The 16001-nt window shown below is 39.4% G+C and carries 20 protein-coding genes; 18 read left to right on the top strand and 2 right to left on the bottom strand.

Annotated elements, in window-relative coordinates; all coding sequences use genetic code 11:
* The 7 genes from Q7P97_RS04775 to Q7P97_RS04805 all read left to right on the top strand — a co-directional run.
* A partial coding sequence (locus Q7P97_RS04775; protein ID WP_303967299.1) for a cytochrome ubiquinol oxidase subunit I occupies positions 1-264 on the top strand: 264 nt, incomplete at its 5' end.
* Positions 261-1286 carry a cytochrome d ubiquinol oxidase subunit II gene (locus Q7P97_RS04780; protein ID WP_085427140.1) on the top strand — a complete coding sequence of 342 codons (1026 nt, stop codon included), beginning with the start codon at positions 261-263 and terminating at the stop codon, positions 1284-1286. The genes Q7P97_RS04775 and Q7P97_RS04780, both read left to right, overlap by 4 nt.
* A gap of 12 nt (positions 1287-1298) precedes the next feature.
* Complete coding sequence (cydS, locus tag Q7P97_RS04785; protein WP_255396873.1) at positions 1299-1433, top strand: cytochrome bd oxidase small subunit CydS family protein; 135 nt, start codon at positions 1299-1301, stop codon at positions 1431-1433.
* Positions 1434-1499: 66 nt separating this feature from the next.
* A complete protein-coding gene (gene rlmD, locus Q7P97_RS04790) occupies positions 1500-2864 on the top strand; it encodes a 23S rRNA (uracil(1939)-C(5))-methyltransferase RlmD (RefSeq protein WP_303967306.1) in 1365 nt (454 codons plus the stop codon).
* Positions 2865-3289: 425 nt separating this feature from the next.
* Positions 3290-4462 carry an amino acid deaminase/aldolase gene (locus Q7P97_RS04795; RefSeq protein ID WP_303967309.1) on the top strand — a complete coding sequence of 391 codons (1173 nt, stop codon included), beginning with the start codon at positions 3290-3292 and terminating at the stop codon, positions 4460-4462.
* Complete coding sequence (locus tag Q7P97_RS04800) at positions 4462-5781, top strand: D-arabinono-1,4-lactone oxidase (RefSeq protein ID WP_303967347.1); 1320 nt, start codon at positions 4462-4464, stop codon at positions 5779-5781. Before Q7P97_RS04795 ends, Q7P97_RS04800 begins: the two co-directional genes overlap by 1 nt.
* A 308-nt stretch (positions 5782-6089) precedes the next feature.
* Positions 6090-6404, top strand: coding sequence for a hypothetical protein (locus Q7P97_RS04805; RefSeq protein ID WP_303967311.1), 315 nt, complete (start codon positions 6090-6092; stop codon positions 6402-6404).
* A gap of 96 nt (positions 6405-6500) precedes the next feature.
* Here Q7P97_RS04805 and Q7P97_RS04810 read toward each other — a convergent pair whose 3' ends face one another.
* Positions 6501-7076 (bottom strand): cupin domain-containing protein, encoded by a 576-nt coding sequence (locus tag Q7P97_RS04810; protein ID WP_303967312.1) that lies wholly within the window; start codon positions 7074-7076, stop codon positions 6501-6503.
* A 262-nt stretch (positions 7077-7338) separates the two neighbouring features.
* Here Q7P97_RS04810 and Q7P97_RS04815 point away from each other — a divergent pair, with 262 nt between their 5' ends.
* From Q7P97_RS04815 to Q7P97_RS04840, 6 genes are all read left to right on the top strand, one after another.
* A complete protein-coding gene (locus tag Q7P97_RS04815; RefSeq protein WP_255406951.1) occupies positions 7339-7461 on the top strand; it encodes a hypothetical protein in 123 nt (40 codons plus the stop codon).
* Between the two features lie 69 nt (positions 7462-7530).
* Positions 7531-7653, top strand: coding sequence for a hypothetical protein (locus tag Q7P97_RS04820; protein WP_255396875.1), 123 nt, complete (start codon positions 7531-7533; stop codon positions 7651-7653).
* A gap of 359 nt (positions 7654-8012) precedes the next feature.
* On the top strand, positions 8013-8135 hold the full coding sequence (locus Q7P97_RS04825) for a hypothetical protein (protein WP_255396876.1): 123 nt from the start codon (positions 8013-8015) through the stop codon (positions 8133-8135).
* A 54-nt stretch (positions 8136-8189) separates the two neighbouring features.
* Positions 8190-8312, top strand: a complete 123-nt coding sequence (locus Q7P97_RS04830) for a hypothetical protein (protein WP_303967320.1) — start codon at positions 8190-8192, stop codon at positions 8310-8312.
* 55 nt (positions 8313-8367) lie between these two features.
* The gene (locus tag Q7P97_RS04835) at positions 8368-8490 is read left to right on the top strand and encodes a hypothetical protein (RefSeq protein ID WP_303967322.1); all 123 of its coding nucleotides are present in this window, start codon (positions 8368-8370) and stop codon (positions 8488-8490) included.
* 151 nt (positions 8491-8641) lie between these two features.
* Positions 8642-9601 carry a bile acid:sodium symporter family protein gene (locus Q7P97_RS04840; RefSeq protein ID WP_303967325.1) on the top strand — a complete coding sequence of 320 codons (960 nt, stop codon included), beginning with the start codon at positions 8642-8644 and terminating at the stop codon, positions 9599-9601.
* A 46-nt stretch (positions 9602-9647) separates the two neighbouring features.
* Here the strand turns inward: Q7P97_RS04840 and Q7P97_RS04845 are convergent, their stop codons facing one another.
* Positions 9648-9824, bottom strand: coding sequence for a hypothetical protein (locus Q7P97_RS04845; protein WP_303967328.1), 177 nt, complete (start codon positions 9822-9824; stop codon positions 9648-9650).
* Positions 9825-9937: 113 nt separating this feature from the next.
* Between Q7P97_RS04845 and nagZ the strand changes: the two genes are divergently transcribed.
* From nagZ to Q7P97_RS04870, 5 genes are all read left to right on the top strand, one after another.
* Positions 9938-11584, top strand: a complete 1647-nt coding sequence (gene nagZ / locus Q7P97_RS04850) for a beta-N-acetylhexosaminidase (protein WP_303967331.1) — start codon at positions 9938-9940, stop codon at positions 11582-11584.
* Positions 11585-11602: 18 nt separating this feature from the next.
* On the top strand, positions 11603-12238 hold the full coding sequence (locus Q7P97_RS04855; protein ID WP_303967334.1) for an esterase/lipase family protein: 636 nt from the start codon (positions 11603-11605) through the stop codon (positions 12236-12238).
* Between the two features lie 100 nt (positions 12239-12338).
* Entirely contained in the window at positions 12339-13133 is a 795-nt protein-coding gene (locus tag Q7P97_RS04860; RefSeq protein ID WP_303967337.1) for a VLRF1 family aeRF1-type release factor, read from the top strand.
* Positions 13134-13332: 199 nt separating this feature from the next.
* A complete protein-coding gene (locus tag Q7P97_RS04865; RefSeq protein WP_303967340.1) occupies positions 13333-15696 on the top strand; it encodes a penicillin acylase family protein in 2364 nt (787 codons plus the stop codon).
* Positions 15697-15783: 87 nt separating this feature from the next.
* Complete coding sequence (locus tag Q7P97_RS04870) at positions 15784-15939, top strand: hypothetical protein (RefSeq protein WP_303967343.1); 156 nt, start codon at positions 15784-15786, stop codon at positions 15937-15939.
* Positions 15940-16001: the final 62 nt, after the last annotated feature.

A 16001-nucleotide genomic window follows, 5' to 3' on the forward strand; every position in this document is an offset into this window, starting at 1 on the left:
GGACCACTCGTTTTCATTTCACTCGAAGCGGGTTGGTGGTTAGCAGAGGTAGGACGTCAACCGTGGATATTACGTAATATTATGCGGACGTCTGAGGGTGCAACTACTAGTGGTCAGGTACCGACGATGCTTGTGCTCTTTGCGCTTCTATACCTCGTCCTCGGTATCGGCAGTATAGTCGTTTTAAGAAGAATGTTCATCAGAAATCCTGTAGAACAAGAAATTATAGATCGACAGCGAGAGAAAGGCGGTGACATTCTATGAATATCGAAATTCTAGGAATTACGGTGTTGTGGGTGTTCTTATTCGGCTACATCTTGATCGGTGCGATTGATTTCGGAGCAGGTTTTTTCAACGCATATAGTTTATTTACAGGCCGACAGCGAATATTAACTCATGTCATTCAGCGTTATTTGTCACCAGTTTGGGAGGTAACGAATGTATTTCTAGTATTCTTCTTCGTGGGGATTATTGGATTCTTCCCAAAAACCGCCTTCTATTACGGGACTACCTTGTTAGTACCGGTTAGTTTTGCCATTATCCTTTTGGCGATTCGAGGTTCGTATTATGCATTCGAAACGTATGGAGCTCGTGGTCACAAAGGGTATTCATTCGCTTACGGTTCAACGGGTTTACTACTTCCTGCGTCATTGTCGATTGTACTGACGATTTCTGAAGGAGGATTTATCGAATTGGTAAATGGTCAGCCGGTTTTAGATTACTGGAAGTTGTTCACAAGTCCGCTTACTTGGTCGATTGTCGTACTAAGCATAGCGGCCACACTGTATATCTCATCCGCATTTTTGACATGGTATGCGAATAAAGCCAAGGATCCAGAGGCGACGCAACTGTTAAGGAAGTATGCGCTTATCTGGGCATTGCCAACGATCGTCGCTGCAGGCGGGATTATATTTGAATTACGTAAACATAACCCGCTACACTATGAGAATATTCAAAGATTCTGGCCGATGTTTCTACTATCGTTTTTACTGTTCTTAGGAACGGTTTATCTTATCTGGAAACAGCGGCAATATGGTCTAGCATTCGGTTTACTAATAGGACAATTCATATTCGCCTTTTTTGGTTATGGTGCTTCGCATTATCCATACTTGCTCTACCCGTATTTGACTATTTACGATAGTTTCACGAACCAAGCTATGGCGATTGCTTTAATCGTGGCGTTTATATTTGGATTACTTCTGCTAATCCCATCGCTGTATTTACTATTACGTATGTTCCTATTCAATAAAGAGTATGTAAAAGGAAAAGAAAATCATCATGCATAAGGGGGCATTAAGATGAATGAATTTTTGATTTTCTATGCACCTTTTTTAGTCATCATCGCAGGTATCGTACTATCGTTCTTTGTGGTTTTGAAAGACGATGCAGTGACAAAGAATGAGTATAAAAACAGTAAAAAAACAGACGTATGATTACGTCTGTTTTTTTGTTGGCTTCCCATGGTACACTAGAAGTATCTGAAAGATGGAGGAAAAATCATGAGCTTTGCAGTAAATAAAAATGAAAAAATTCGAGTGACTATAGAAGATCTAACACATGATGGAGCGGGCGTAGCGAAAGTAGAAGGCTATCCTTTATTCATTCAAGGAACATTACCCGGGGAAACAGTCGATGTACATGTATTGAAGACATTGAAGAAATATGGATTTGCTAAATTAATCAATATTGTGGAACCATCCACTTCCCGTGTGACACCACCTTGTCATGTATTCCCGACATGTGGAGGATGCCAGTTACAGCATTTATCCTACGAGAGCCAATTAATACAAAAACGCAAAACAGTACGTGATGTAATGGACCGCATTGCTAAGCTGCCAGACGTTCCTGTACACGAAGTGAGAGGTATGGATGATCCATGGCGCTATCGTAATAAATCACAAATACCATTTGACACAGAGAATGACCGAGTAATCACAGGCTTTTATAAAGCGCGTACTCATCATATCGTGGATACGGATGTATGCTTGATACAGACGGAAGAAGCCGATGAATTGATGACTTTGCTGAAATATAAACTACAGCAACTTGGTATCGAGACATATGATGAACATACACACAAAGGCATGCTACGTCATCTAATCGTTAGAAAAGCACGCCAGACGGGTCAAGTAATGGTTGTACTTGTAACTCGACATAAAAAATTCCCCCAAAAAGACGCTGTAGTCGAATTAATTCAGCAACACTTACCGAATGTGACATCTATTATGCAAAATGTGAATACAGCGAATACGAACGTCATTATGGGCAATGAAATGATCCAGCTATATGGTACGGATGTCATTATTGATCGGATTGGAGAAACTGAATTTGAGATTTCAGCACGTTCTTTCTACCAAATAAATCCTGTGCAAACGGAAGTGTTGTATCAACAGGCACTTGATTATGCGGACTTGACTGGAAATGAAACAGTAGTGGATGCGTATTGTGGGATAGGAACGATTACATTGTTCTTGGCTAAACAAGCGAAGGAAGTATACGGAGTCGAAATAGTGCCACAGGCGATAGAAGATGCAAAGCGTAACGCAGAACTAAACAATATTACTAACGCTCATTTTGAAGCGGGGCCAGCAGAAGAGATTATTCCAAAATGGTACGCGCAAGGTAAAGAGTTTGATGTATTAGTCGTCGATCCACCACGTAAAGGGTGCGATGAAAAATTATTAGAAACCATCTTAACTTATAAACCGAAGAAGATTGTGTATGTGTCTTGTAATCCAGGAACACTGGCGCGAGATTTACGCATTTTAGAAGATGGTGGCTATCGCACGAAGGAAGTCCAACCGGTTGATATGTTCCCGCATAGTAGTCATGTCGAGTGCGTGGCGTTGGTAGAGTTGAAATAAGTTAGTAGCAATGTTATTTGGAGATTTTAGTTAAACAGAAAGTATATTTTATGTTCCCTCGGACGAATGTTCCGAGGGATTTTTTGGCGTACTAGAACCGAGTGTATTTAACACAAATATAGTTACTTTTTTAACACGATGGAACCTATGCCAATAAAATTTATTACCTTTATAATTCCGTTTTTTAATAAAAAGTAGACGTTAAAATATCTGATAAAAACACTATTAGTTATACTGCTAACCATTCATATTTCTCCTTCGTTAAAGGAGAACTTAGGGCGGTGCTTGCGAATTCTTTCTAATTGTACTAAAGGGAAATTAGGCCGTTTATCGAATAAATCAAAATAAATAGTGATTTACGTGGCATGGTATTAATATTATACTAAAAGAATAGAATGATGAGTAATGAAAGAGAGGTGAAGTATATGCATTCCAACAAAATACCAAAAGAAATTTCACTTCCCGCTTTGCTGTTGGATCTGCCTGCTTTTGAAGAGAACTGTAGACAAATCGCAAGTCATGGTAACGAAAAAAAGATAAGAATCGCTACAAAATCTATTCGTTCAGTAGAGGTTTTAAAAAGAATCTTAGATTCAAATACTATGTTCCAAGGATTAATGTGCTACAGCCCGGAGGAAGCCATTTTTCTTATTGAAAAAGGATTGGACGATATTTTAATAGCATACCCTTGCTGGGAAAAAAAGGCATTATCTGATATTTCAATTCTGAATTCTAAAGGCAAAAATATTATTTGCATGGTAGATGCTCTAGAACATGTTGACCATCTCAATCATATTGCTAAGGAAACAAAGGGAAATTTTTATCTTTGTATTGATGTTGACATGAGCACAACCTTTTTTAATCTTCATTTTGGTGTGAGAAGATCGCCACTTAAAGATTCTACAGCAGTATTAGAGCTTGCTAGAAAAATTAAACAATCACAGAACCTAGAGCTCATTGGAATAATGGGCTATGAAGCGCAAATTGCAGGGCTAGGAGATAAAGTCCCTTCTCAACGGATGAAAAATAGTGTTATAGAATTTCTGAAAAAGAAATCAATTAAGGAAGTAGAAGAGCGAAGAAACAAAGTTGTTCATGCACTACGACAAGAGGGATTTTCACTGCCGCTAGTTAATGGAGGTGGTACTGGAAGTCTTCATTCAACGACTAAAGAAGATGTTGTTACAGAGGTTGCAGTAGGATCTGGTTTTTATTCACCAAAGCTATTTGATTATTATAATGGCTTTTTATACAAGCCAGCATTGTTTTACGCTTTACCTATTGTTCGAAAACCTGCGCCCAATATATACACCTGTCACGGTGGAGGGTATGTGTCATCGGGTCCACCCGGTAAGGATAAGCAACCTCAGCCAGTATATCCGGTAGGTGGGAAGTTGCTTGATTTAGAAGGAGCAGGCGAGGTTCAAACACCGGTATATTATGAAAATGTGACTCTGGAAATTGGAGATGCCGTTATTTTTCGCGCTGCAAAAGCGGGAGAAATTTGTGAACGCTTTCAGGAGATTGTATGTATATCTAACCAACAAGTAGTTGGGCGGCATAAAACATATCGCGGAGAGGGAGTATGTTTTATATGATGAAAAAGGTTGAGAGAAAGACATGGAAGAACTGGGCACATACAAGTGAAAGTACTCCTGAGAATATATTTTACCCAACCTCAATTGAAGACATTTGCAAGCTCGTAAAAGAAGCATCAAAACAAAATAAGAGAATAAGAGTAGTAGGTGCTGGACATTCATTTACAAGTTTAGTTCAGACCAGTGAGTGGCTAGTTTCCCTTGATCATTTAAGCGGGATTGAGTCCTTAAATGAAGATGAATGTTACGCTACAGTACTTGGTGGGACCCGGTTGTTTCAAATTGGTGAAGAATTAGGTAAGCTAGGATATGCGCAGGAGAATTTAGGAGATGTGAATGTACAAAGCATTGCAGGAGCTATTTCTACAGGCACCCATGGCACAGGGGTAGCATTCGGAAACATTTCAACCCAAGTCTTAGAGGTTGTATTAGTAACTGGATCGGGTGAAATTCTAACAATTTCAGAAGAAAGCAACCCTACATATTTTAAGGCGTGTCTTGTATCACTAGGGCTTCTTGGTATTATCGTAAAAGTCACCATAAAAATTATTCCTTGTCCGATCTATGAATACAAGAGTCGGAAAATTGAATTTACTCAACTAGCACAGCAACTTGAACAACTCATAAAGTCGAACCGCCATTTTGAATTTTATTTATTTCCATATTCAGACCTTGTTCAAGTGAAGACAATGAATATCATTGAACAAAAACCTCAGAGAATGGCACTTCATCATTTTAAAAATCTGTTACTAGAAAATTATTTATTCTTTATTTTCTCAGAAACATGTAGAATATATCCCAAGAGTAGTCGCTTTTTCAGCAGAATGTCTGCAAAAGGAGTGGGCACCTCGACTAAAAGAGCTAATAGTTATCAATTATTTGCAACGCCGAGATTAGTTCGATTTAGGGAGATGGAATACTGCATACCACTAGAAAATTTAAAACCTGCCATGGAGAAAGTTCGAGAATGTATTATAACAAAAAAACACGAAGTTCATTTTCCTATCGAATGTAGAACAGTGAAGGCCGATGATATATGGATTAGCCCCTCCTATCAGAGGGACTCTGCCTATATCGCTTTCCATATGTACAAAGGGATGCCCTATGAAGAATACTTTCATGATATGGAATCAATTATGCAAGAATTTGACGGCAGACCCCATTGGGCGAAAATGCATACTCGAACAAAGGAAGACTTGTTAACACTTTATCCTAAGCTATCAGATTTCCTTGCGGTTAGAGAGCAGCTCGATCCTGAGAGGATATTTATGAATCATTATTTGAATGAATTATTTAAAGTTGAAAAGGCCAGTCACTAGCCAAGCTAAATTGTTTAGTGCGATAAAACAATATCGATGTAATGAGCAGATATCGGCCATCTGTTAGCATGGATTATTTCTAACGGATGTGTGTTTCAAAGTCCCTCTGGCGGATAGTCCGAGGGGTTTTTTGCGTTCAGGAGAATCTTACTTTTGTGTATAAGTGGTACCTGAATCCTCATGCTATGCAGAATCGCTGCTGAATTTGAAGAATTAAAGAAACAACGAATGTAGAAATATCGTAATAATCGACTTCATGTTACAATTACTGAATTAGTAAATCTTATAGTAGAAGGGAGGATACTCAAATGGCATTAGGCGTATTGGGGATCATATATATAATTTTAGTAGTCATCGCAATAGGAATTCAAGTCGTATTATATAAAAGTAAATCCAATAACAGTATCATCATAATTAATATGTTATTTGGCCTGCTTTTATCCTATCTAGCGTTTACAGCCTTTCCTACAGATTTTGTCATGCAGAGAGCACTAGCTATCGCAATGGGCATTGTAGCTATATTAGCAGTTGTTATAAAGTTCAGAACTGAGGAGCTTTTGTTATTAAGTAAAATCGCCCTCTCAATTTCTATCGTAGTTAGCTTAGCGTTATTATTGTTATGAGAAATTTTATACTATGAATAGTAATAAAGAAGACAAGACGCCATATAGGTGTCTTGTCTTCTTTACTTTTCCTGTTGTAACACTAATCACTTGCGATTAGTTTATATCTGTATTGTGTGTTGTATATGTGGACTCCATTTCTTCCGCAATAGCTTTTGTTTCATGTACCGTACCGTGCGGATGATTTGGCGGTGCATAAATAGTATATAATTTGATAGGTACAGTACCTGTATTCGTTAAATTATGCCAAGTTCCAGCTGGAATAATAATACTATCACTATCCTGAACGTGCCTCTCTAAATCTACTTGATCCTTCCTACGCCCCATCTGAACAATTCCATGACCCTCCTCGAGACGAATAAATTGATCGACGTGGGGATGGATTTCCAAACCAATATCCTCTCCAGGCGCAATACTCATGAGTGTAAGTTGTAAATGGTCGCCCGTCCATAATACAGTGCGGAATGTTTGGTTTCTTTTTGTGGCCTCTTCTATATTGATCGTGAAGGGCATAGGACCAAAATCTGTTGGATTACGGTGTGTTAGTACAGGCGGGGTATTAGCTTGATTCAATTGCTGTAAAGGGAACGTATGGAAACAAGGAAATACATATAGTGGCTGATACCAACATGTAAATATGAAATTAGACATAGGTTGAATGATTGAACTCATCCTTTCTTTACGTTTTCATCATAGTATATGTATTAAAATTCTATTTGTGTTCAACAGAAATAGTAGAGAACAGCTAAACCTAAAGTGACTAATATTCACAAAGTAGTCATATGTAAGCGGTTCAACTTTGTATGATTTGTGAAAACCTTCACAATGTGGCCAAAACACATATTAAAGATAGTATACTGAGGTTAATAAGAAAATTCGGTCATAGATTCTCGTCTTGTGAATCTAAATACAACCAAAAAGGAGACTGAACAATATGTGGGTTATCACATTGTTCGAAACAGAAAAAGTACGGATCTTTGAATACGCAGAGAAAGCAGAAGCTACAACTGCCATGGAGAAGCTCAATGAGTACGCTGTTTTATCCTATACAAAATAAAAATCACTGAACATACGCAAAGCTAATATGAATGAATGATAAAATTAAAATTAAAGGAGACTGGAAAACATGTGGGTAATTACATTATTTGATCAAGCGAACGTGCGAATCTTTGAATATACTGAGAAGATAGAAGCCATGAACGCAATGAAAAATTTCAGTAAATATGCTGTTCTTTCTTACACAAAATAAGTAGATATTACTTTGACCGTAGCGAAACTTGCTACGGTTTTTTTACATATAAGTAGAGATGAAATATATCTGAATTGAAGTGTCAGCTTGTAACCACTGTCGAAAGATGTAATTTAGTGTTAATGAAAAAATAAAATATAAATAAAAAAGTGAGTATAAAACTACTAATAGTAATGAGAAAACGTTTGCAGTCACAAGTCTGACATATGTAAGCGTTTTGATTTTGAATGAATTGTGAAACACTTCACATATCGCTTTATTTTGTTGTAGAACAGAGTATGATAAGGGTAACAAAAGAAATTGGTTAGCCAATTCCTATTCGGAAATAAGCAGCCAAACAAAAAGGGAGACTACACGATATGTGGGTTATCACATTGTTTGATGAAGCAAACGTAAGGATCTTTGAATATGCTGAAAAAGCAGAAGCGAAAAGTGCAATGAAAAACTTTAGCAAATACGCAGTACTAACATACACATACTAAGTATCAATTTTTAACAATAGAATGCCAATACGAATTAAAAGGGGACTGAAAAACATGTGGGTAATTACATTATTTGGTCAAGAAAATGTACGGATTTTTGAATATGCTGAGAAGGCAGAAGCAACAGATGCCATGAAGAATTTCAGCCAATACGCAGTTCTTTCATACACATACTAAACTTCATATTTTATAGGCAGAATACCAATACAAATTTAAAAGGAGACTGGAAAACATGTGGGTAATTACATTATTTGGTCAAGACAACGTACGGATTTTTGAATATGCTGAGAAAGCAGAAGCAACTGACGCAATGAAGAACTTCAGTAAATACGCAGTTCTTTCATACACAAAATAAATTTACAACAACATCCCGTAGTGATTCAGCGCTACGGGATTTTTATGCATGTATTTTGTTCATTAAGGAAGAGTATTTACTCTCAGGCAAACGACTATGCTAGAATACGACTATATCAACAGTGATGTCAGGCTCTAAAGAAGGGAATTGTATGTTAAATGATTTGAATACATTTTTACAACGATGGATCGCCATTTTAACACCACTCAGCTTAGTAGTGGGTGTACTGTTTCATCAAGTAGGAGAACAGCTGTTATTTATCGTCACGTGGTTGTTTGCATTCATGACATTCGTGGGTAGTCTAGGTATGAATGTGAAAGAAGTGCGTATGGTAGGCAAGCATCCAGGAGTTGTGTTAATGAGTATCGCATTTTTGCATATGATCATGCCTGCTTGGGCTTACTTTTTATCTATCATCTTTTTTGATGATCATTTACTGACAGTCGGCTTCGTATTGGCAGTTGCTATACCTACAGGTGTGACAAGTGTCATCTGGGTAACCATCTCAAAAGGGAATTTACCATTATGTTTGTCCATTATTTTAATTGATACGTTATTAGCACCCATCGTCTTGCCAGCCATAATTCACATTGTCGTTGGAGAACGTATCACAATCGATAATATGTCATTGATTTTAAATTTACTATGGATGATTGTGTTACCTACGATAGTAGGTATTGCATTAAATGAACTATCAAAAGGTAGCGTCCAAAAAAAATGGGGACCTCAATTAGCACCTTTTTCTAAATTGAGTCTGTTTGCCATTGTTGCGATCAATGGTAGTGCGGTAGCACCTTATGTACAGAAGATTACGCTAGAACTTGTTGGCATTATTGCTATGGTACTTTTCATTGCGTTAACCGGCTATGCCTCAGCGTTATTGTTGGCACATCTACTTTGGAGGGATCCTGTCATTGTCACGACATTCATGTTTGTTGGCGGAATGCGTAATATTGCAACAGGTGTGGTGATCGCTACGACGTTCTTCCCGGCGAAAGTGGCAATGCCAGTCGTTTTCGGTATGCTATTCCAGCAAGTACTTGCCTCTTTATACAATAAGGTGGGAGACTGGTATGGAAGACGTCATATTAGGCTAAATGAAATAGGGTGAAATAAAACAACTGCTGTATTCTGAAAAACAGAATACAGCAGTTGTTTTATTTTTTCTTCTTATTTTTTGGCCTAGATCCAAACTCAGCAGAAAACTCTTCCGGTGAATGGCCTTCTGGATGTTGATTATTACTATTGCTGGCTTCTTTATTTCTATTTTCATACGTATTCAAGGGATTGTGCGTCCGTTCATTCATCGTTTTCTTCTTATTTTTATTCGACATATTCGTCCACCTCCTATTGACTAGAATGAACAAAAGTCGAGGTTTTATGCAACAGCTTGCGATATCAATAACTATCTGAAAAATGGTATCATGATTAAAAGAAGAGGTGAACTATGCGGAAACTATGTAGATTATTTAAGTTACTCGTGATCAGTGCACTCTTTATCGTCATAACAGGATGTTCCATTCAAGAAAGCGTTAAAAATGAAGAATCTAAGCAAGAAGATAAACAAAAAGAACAGAACAAGCAGGCGCTAACTGCCATCCGAGATGCTGCTGAAAAAGGACAGCTTCCGAATCAACAGTGGGAAGTAGGGGAAACTTCCTTTAGAACCGTTCAAGAGCAGTTGGGCGAAGCGGATAAAATTGAACGCGATAGTAATGGGATATATGCGACTTATGGAAAACAAGAGTTGAAACTTCGTTTGACTGAGAACAATCAAGTATATACATTACGTTCATTGGATTCAACAGTTGATGACATAACACTTTCTCAAACTGAGGAAGTGTTGGGAACAGCAGATGAACTAGTGGATGAAGAAGGTAAACCGGCTTTTGTGTATGAACTGAATGACGAATATCAGTTAACCATTATGTTTTCCACTTCAGAGAAGAGTGGATTAATCGAAGAAGTTGCTGTTGTTCATAAGCCAAGTGCGGAAGTTCAGAATGTATTGCAGAAGATGATGCTAGATGAAAAACTTGGTCAGTTACTATTGATGGGTGTGCAAGGACCACAGCTGGATTCGGTAGCCAAGACATTGATTCAGGATAAGCATGTGGGAGGCATTATTTTATTTAAACGGAATTTCGAATCGGTGTCACAGTCGTTAGGTTTGATCAATGATTTGAAACAGGCCAATATAAACGCTCATACGCCATTGTTCATTAGTGCGGATGAGGAAGGTGGACGTGTTACGCGATTACCGAAGGCGCTTGTGAAAACACCTTCCAATCGCAAAATCGGACATGTTGAAAATGGAAAATATGCGTATGATGTCGGTGAGTTAATTGGACGTAAAATGAGTGCGTTTGGCTTGAATATGGATTTTGCACCTGTACTTGATGTGGACAGCAATCCGAATAATCCAGTGATTGGCGATCGCTCGTATGGTGCTGATGTACAGCTAGTCAGTAAGGCAGGCATTCAACAAGCGAATGGAATGATGTCTCAACATGTCATTCCTGTCGTGAAGCATTTTCCAGGACATGGTGATACGAGTGTAGACTCACATATTGATTTGCCAGTGATCAAACATAGTAAGGAGCGTCTGCAGAAAGTGGAATTGCCTCCCTTTAAGCGAGCTATTGACGGTGGCGTAAAAGCAGTAATGGTCGGCCATTTAATTGTAGAAGCGTATGATTCAAAAACACCTGCTTCATTTTCCAAAAAGATCATTCAAGACTTATTGCGTGATGAATTACAGTTTGATGGTGTAGTCATTACCGATGATTTGGTCATGGGGGCCGTTGGAAAGAACTATGCGATTGGAGAAGCAGCAGTTCAATCCATTCAAGCTGGAGGAGACATATTGCTCGTCGGGCATAACTATACGCCGGTAAACGAAATACTAACTGCATTACAAAAAGCAATTGATGAAGGAACACTAACAGAAAAACGAATCAATGAAAGTGTCGAAAGGATATTACTGCTAAAGCAACAATATCAAATAAATGATGTTCAAAAAGACAAAGTAGATGTAGAGAAGCTGAATCGACAAACGACGGAACTTATAAAAAAGATTGAAGCGGGAAATTAATCAGTAAGGAGTGATCGTATGGAAGAACAAGTTCTTTTACTTCATGGTTTTAATAAAACTTCCAGGGACATGCAGACGTTGTCTAGCCATTTGGAACACTATGGCTTTCATTGTCGGTCACTCGATTTACCGTTAACCCGTCATGAATTCGATCATTCTTATTTTCTTGTGGAAAAGACTTTATTCGATATGGCATTACAGAGAGAATCGCCTATTCATCTAGTTGGACATAGTACGGGTGGTTTACTAATTCGAAAAGTATTGCAGGAAACCGATTGGATTGATTCAATTGGTCGCTGTGTACAAATTGCCACGCCGAACCGGGGAAGTCAGCTTGCACACGTTGCGAGTAAAATCACTGGCTATACTGAATACTATAAGACGCTGCAGTCTCTAAATGCAGTGTATATTGAGCAGATGAACTTACCAGATATCAGTCCCGTTTCGATTGGTGCAATCGCAGGAAACCGAAATCATTTATGGCTCGGAAAGTTACTGTCAGATGAAAATGACGGAAGAGTAGAGCTGAATTCAGTACATTATCCAGGGCTATCTGATTTCATTACGTTGCCTTATGGTCATAAAGAAATCCATCATCAGAAAGAAGTTGCTGAATTGACGGCACGTTTTTTACAGCTGGGTCATTTTCGATAGAGCACTTCTTTTCTTTTTGAAAAAATTCACAATGCTTTTCCCGTTGTAATATTCACTTTGTCGGGCATGCTATAGCTGAGGGAATAAGGAGGATGAATGGATGAACATTAGCGAAGAGTTAAAAAAGTTGAAGGCGTTTCGCTGTGATGACCGTTGTGTGCTATCAGTATACTTGAACACGAATCCTGCAGATCCTGAACAACAGCAAGCTGCATGGAGAATTCATTTGAAGTCTGGATTGAAGAGACTTGATGAATACCTCGTAGCGTCAGGAAATGAAAAGGAATTATCTTCATTTCGTTCATTGAAAGATAAGGTCATGAAGGAAATTGAAGATAAACAAAATGATTTGGCAAAAGGGGCAATCATTTTTGCTGCTGCAGATCCTGAAATTTGGTCAGTTCATTATGTCCAAGTAGCAGTGAAAACAAGCTTTCACTGGGAAGAACGAGCAATGACTGATGAATTGGAGTATATGTTAAAAGCATATCCAGAAGCGGGAATTATACTCCCAAGTTACAGCGATGTTCGGATCTTGGATACGGCAATGGGGAGAGTCCATGATGAAAAGGTCTATGAATTCGATTCGGGTCTTGATGTCTGGAAAGAACAAAAAGGGGTCAAGTCTTCCATACAGCGGGGAGTAGGAGGACATACAGACGGTTTTGACCATCGATTGAAAGAGAACTTGGATCGTTTTTATAAAGATATGGGCTCTGTGGTAGGGAATATGAAAAAGAAGCGCGGCTGGAAAGAAGTGCATGTGGCAGGGGAAGCGGAATTGGCCAAAAGCTTCGCGTCTATCTTGAGTGAAAAGCCACAAAGCTGTATTCATAAAAACTTCGGTAAAGCAAATAACAATCACGTCATCCAAAAAATCTTCGAATCCCGATAATGAAAAATAAAAAAGAATGTCCTTAAAATGAAGCTACTTCATCAAAGGGCATTCTTTTTTGCGCGGTTTTAGAAGCGAATTGTTCGATTCTATCCAATCAAATTTTAGAGCTGCTTTTAATCCTTCTCTCTAAGCAATAATAACTAAAGTAATTTCAATATATTAATAGTATACTAATCTATACAGAGGGGGTAATGGCATGGGGAGAGGTAAAAAAATAACGCTGTGGACGCTTAGTATACTGTCAATCGTAGCGGTACTAGTCGCTATATTTGCAAACGCTTACATTCTTAAATCAAAACCACTTGAAGCGGGAGAGCATGAAGTCACATTCATTGAACAAGAAGTAGTCGTTACACGAGATAAGAACGGCGTACCGCATATCAATGCCGCTTCGGATGAAGACCTATATCGCACACAAGGTTATGTCCAAGCGCAAGATCGTCTATTCCAAATGGATTTGGCACGCAGGCAGGCAAGTGGTCGCCTAGCGGAAGTCATCGGCGACAAGGCGGTCGATACGGATAAGCTTTTTCGCACATTCAGTTTGAGAAATGCTGCGGAGGCTTCATATCAAGGCTATGGTGATCACGCAAAAGAAGTACTCGGTTGGTATGCAGAAGGAGTCAACGCGTTCATTGAGGAGTCTAAGGCTGAAAAGAAATTATCCTATGAATTTGCACTGCTTGGATATGAACCTGAAGAGTGGACTCCTGTCGATTCGTTAACAATTGGGAAGTATATGGCGTATGACCTCGGCGGGAGATGGCAACCACAAGCATTCCGCCACTGGGCAATTAATGCATTCCCAGAAGAGAAAGTGAAGGATTTATTCCTTACGTATCCGGAAAATGCAGAATCTATCATGACAGCAAATAAAGAATATAACGTGGAAGTGACGGGACGTTTTCTACCAGAGCTATCGCCACCTGAATTCAATGGCAGTAATAATTGGGTAGTATCTGGAGAAAAGACAGCTTCGGGTAAGCCACTACTAGCCGACGATCCGCATTTAGGACTGAGCACTCCATCTATTTGGTATCAAATGCATCTGCAATCGCCTGAGCAAAATGTGGAGGGAGTAATTTTTGCAGGGATTCCAGGAATCATTTTAGGCAATAATAAAGATATTGCCTGGGGAGTTACTAACGTCGGACCGGATGTGCAAGACCTGTATATTGAAGTTCCGCATCCAACTGAAAAGGCTCAGTTCCGCTACGATGGAAAATGGGAGCAGGCAGAAGTGCGAGATGAGACGATCAAAGTTAAAGACGGTGAAGATATTCCATATGAAGTAATCGTCACGAAACATGGTCCAATCATTTCAGATATCATGTACAAAGAAGAAGATCCAGATGCATTATTTTCGATGCAGTGGACAGCACTGGAACCAACGCTTGAACTCGAAGCGATCATGGAGATGAATAAATCTTCGGATTGGCAAAGTTTCGAGAAAGCATTGGAAAAATTCCATGCTCCAGCACAGAATTTTGTCTTTGCTTCAACGGACGGCACAATCGCGTATAAAGCGAACGGTCGGATACCGATTCGAAAACAAGGAGACGCACAATTAGCAGTGCCTGGAGATTCATCAGACTATGGGTGGGAAGGGTATATACCATACGATGAACTACCACGTGTTGTGAATCCAGATGAAGGCTTTATCGCAACAGCCAATAATGAAGTGGTGAATGAAAGTTATCCATACCACATTACGAAGTTTTGGGCACAACCATACCGTTTCGAACGGATAGCGGAGGTGTTACGTGAAGGAGATAACTTCACTACGGACGATATGATGAAACTTCAAATGGATCAAAAAAATCTCTATGCAGCAGAATTTCTTGATTCCATGATTGGATCAGTAAAGGATAAAGATCAATCAGGCGATTATAAAGACACGTTAGAAATGTTACAAAACTGGGATCAAATTGATTCGAAAGACAGCAGTGCACCACTGATTTTCCATAAGTGGATGAAGCAACTGCAAATCGATATGTTCCGCGACGAAATGCCGTCAGATGTCTATGAACTCATGCCGGGCAAAAATCAGATAACAGATGAACTTCTACGCAAAGGTTATAACGGAGAAGAAAGCGTCTGGCTTGAAGAAAAACAAGGTGTTGATCAATGGGTATACGATGCATTCAGCAAGGCAATGAAAAATATCGCCAATGACTTCGGCGACAAACAGAAAAAATGGGCATGGGGAGATTATCACAAACTTACATTCCCGCATCCATTAGCGAGTGCTTCACCTCTATTTGCAAAATTGTTAAATCCCGAAAAACAACCAATCGGTGGATCTAATATCACTGTACAAGCGGCCGCGTTTAAAGACGATGGCTCCGTCAATCACGGCGCATCTTGGCGTTTCGTTGCAGACCTAGACGATTTAACAAAAACATACCACGTCGTCGGGCCAGGGCAAAGTGGACACTTGAAGTCCAAATGGTTCCACGACCAAGCGGAGGACTGGGCACTTGGGAAATATCATGAAACGTTGATGAGCGAAGACATACCGGACGGTCGTGTGCTTACGCTGCAGCCGAAAGGAAAGTAATCGGAATTTCAAAAGGACTATCCAGAGAGCGGTGATGTTACTGCTTCTTGCGATAGTCCTTTTTTGTGTTGTGGTCGTTGCTCGACATTGGCTTGTGCATGGAAAGTAGTGAGGGGCATACTTTGGACTCGCGCAGGCACGTGGGGGATTGCCTCCAGCCATGAGCCAACTAGCGGTGGAGCTGCTAGCTGTCTCATGGCCACGGCCGACCCCGCAGTTGTGCCTGCGCTACTAAGTGGTTGACAAGTTGGATTGTGGTTTATAGAAGATGAAGATCAGTGGATCGGTGATACCTTTCTTCGGTT

Source organism: Sporosarcina ureae (assembly GCF_029267015.1).
GTDB lineage: Bacteria > Bacillota > Bacilli > Bacillales_A > Planococcaceae > Sporosarcina > Sporosarcina ureae_D.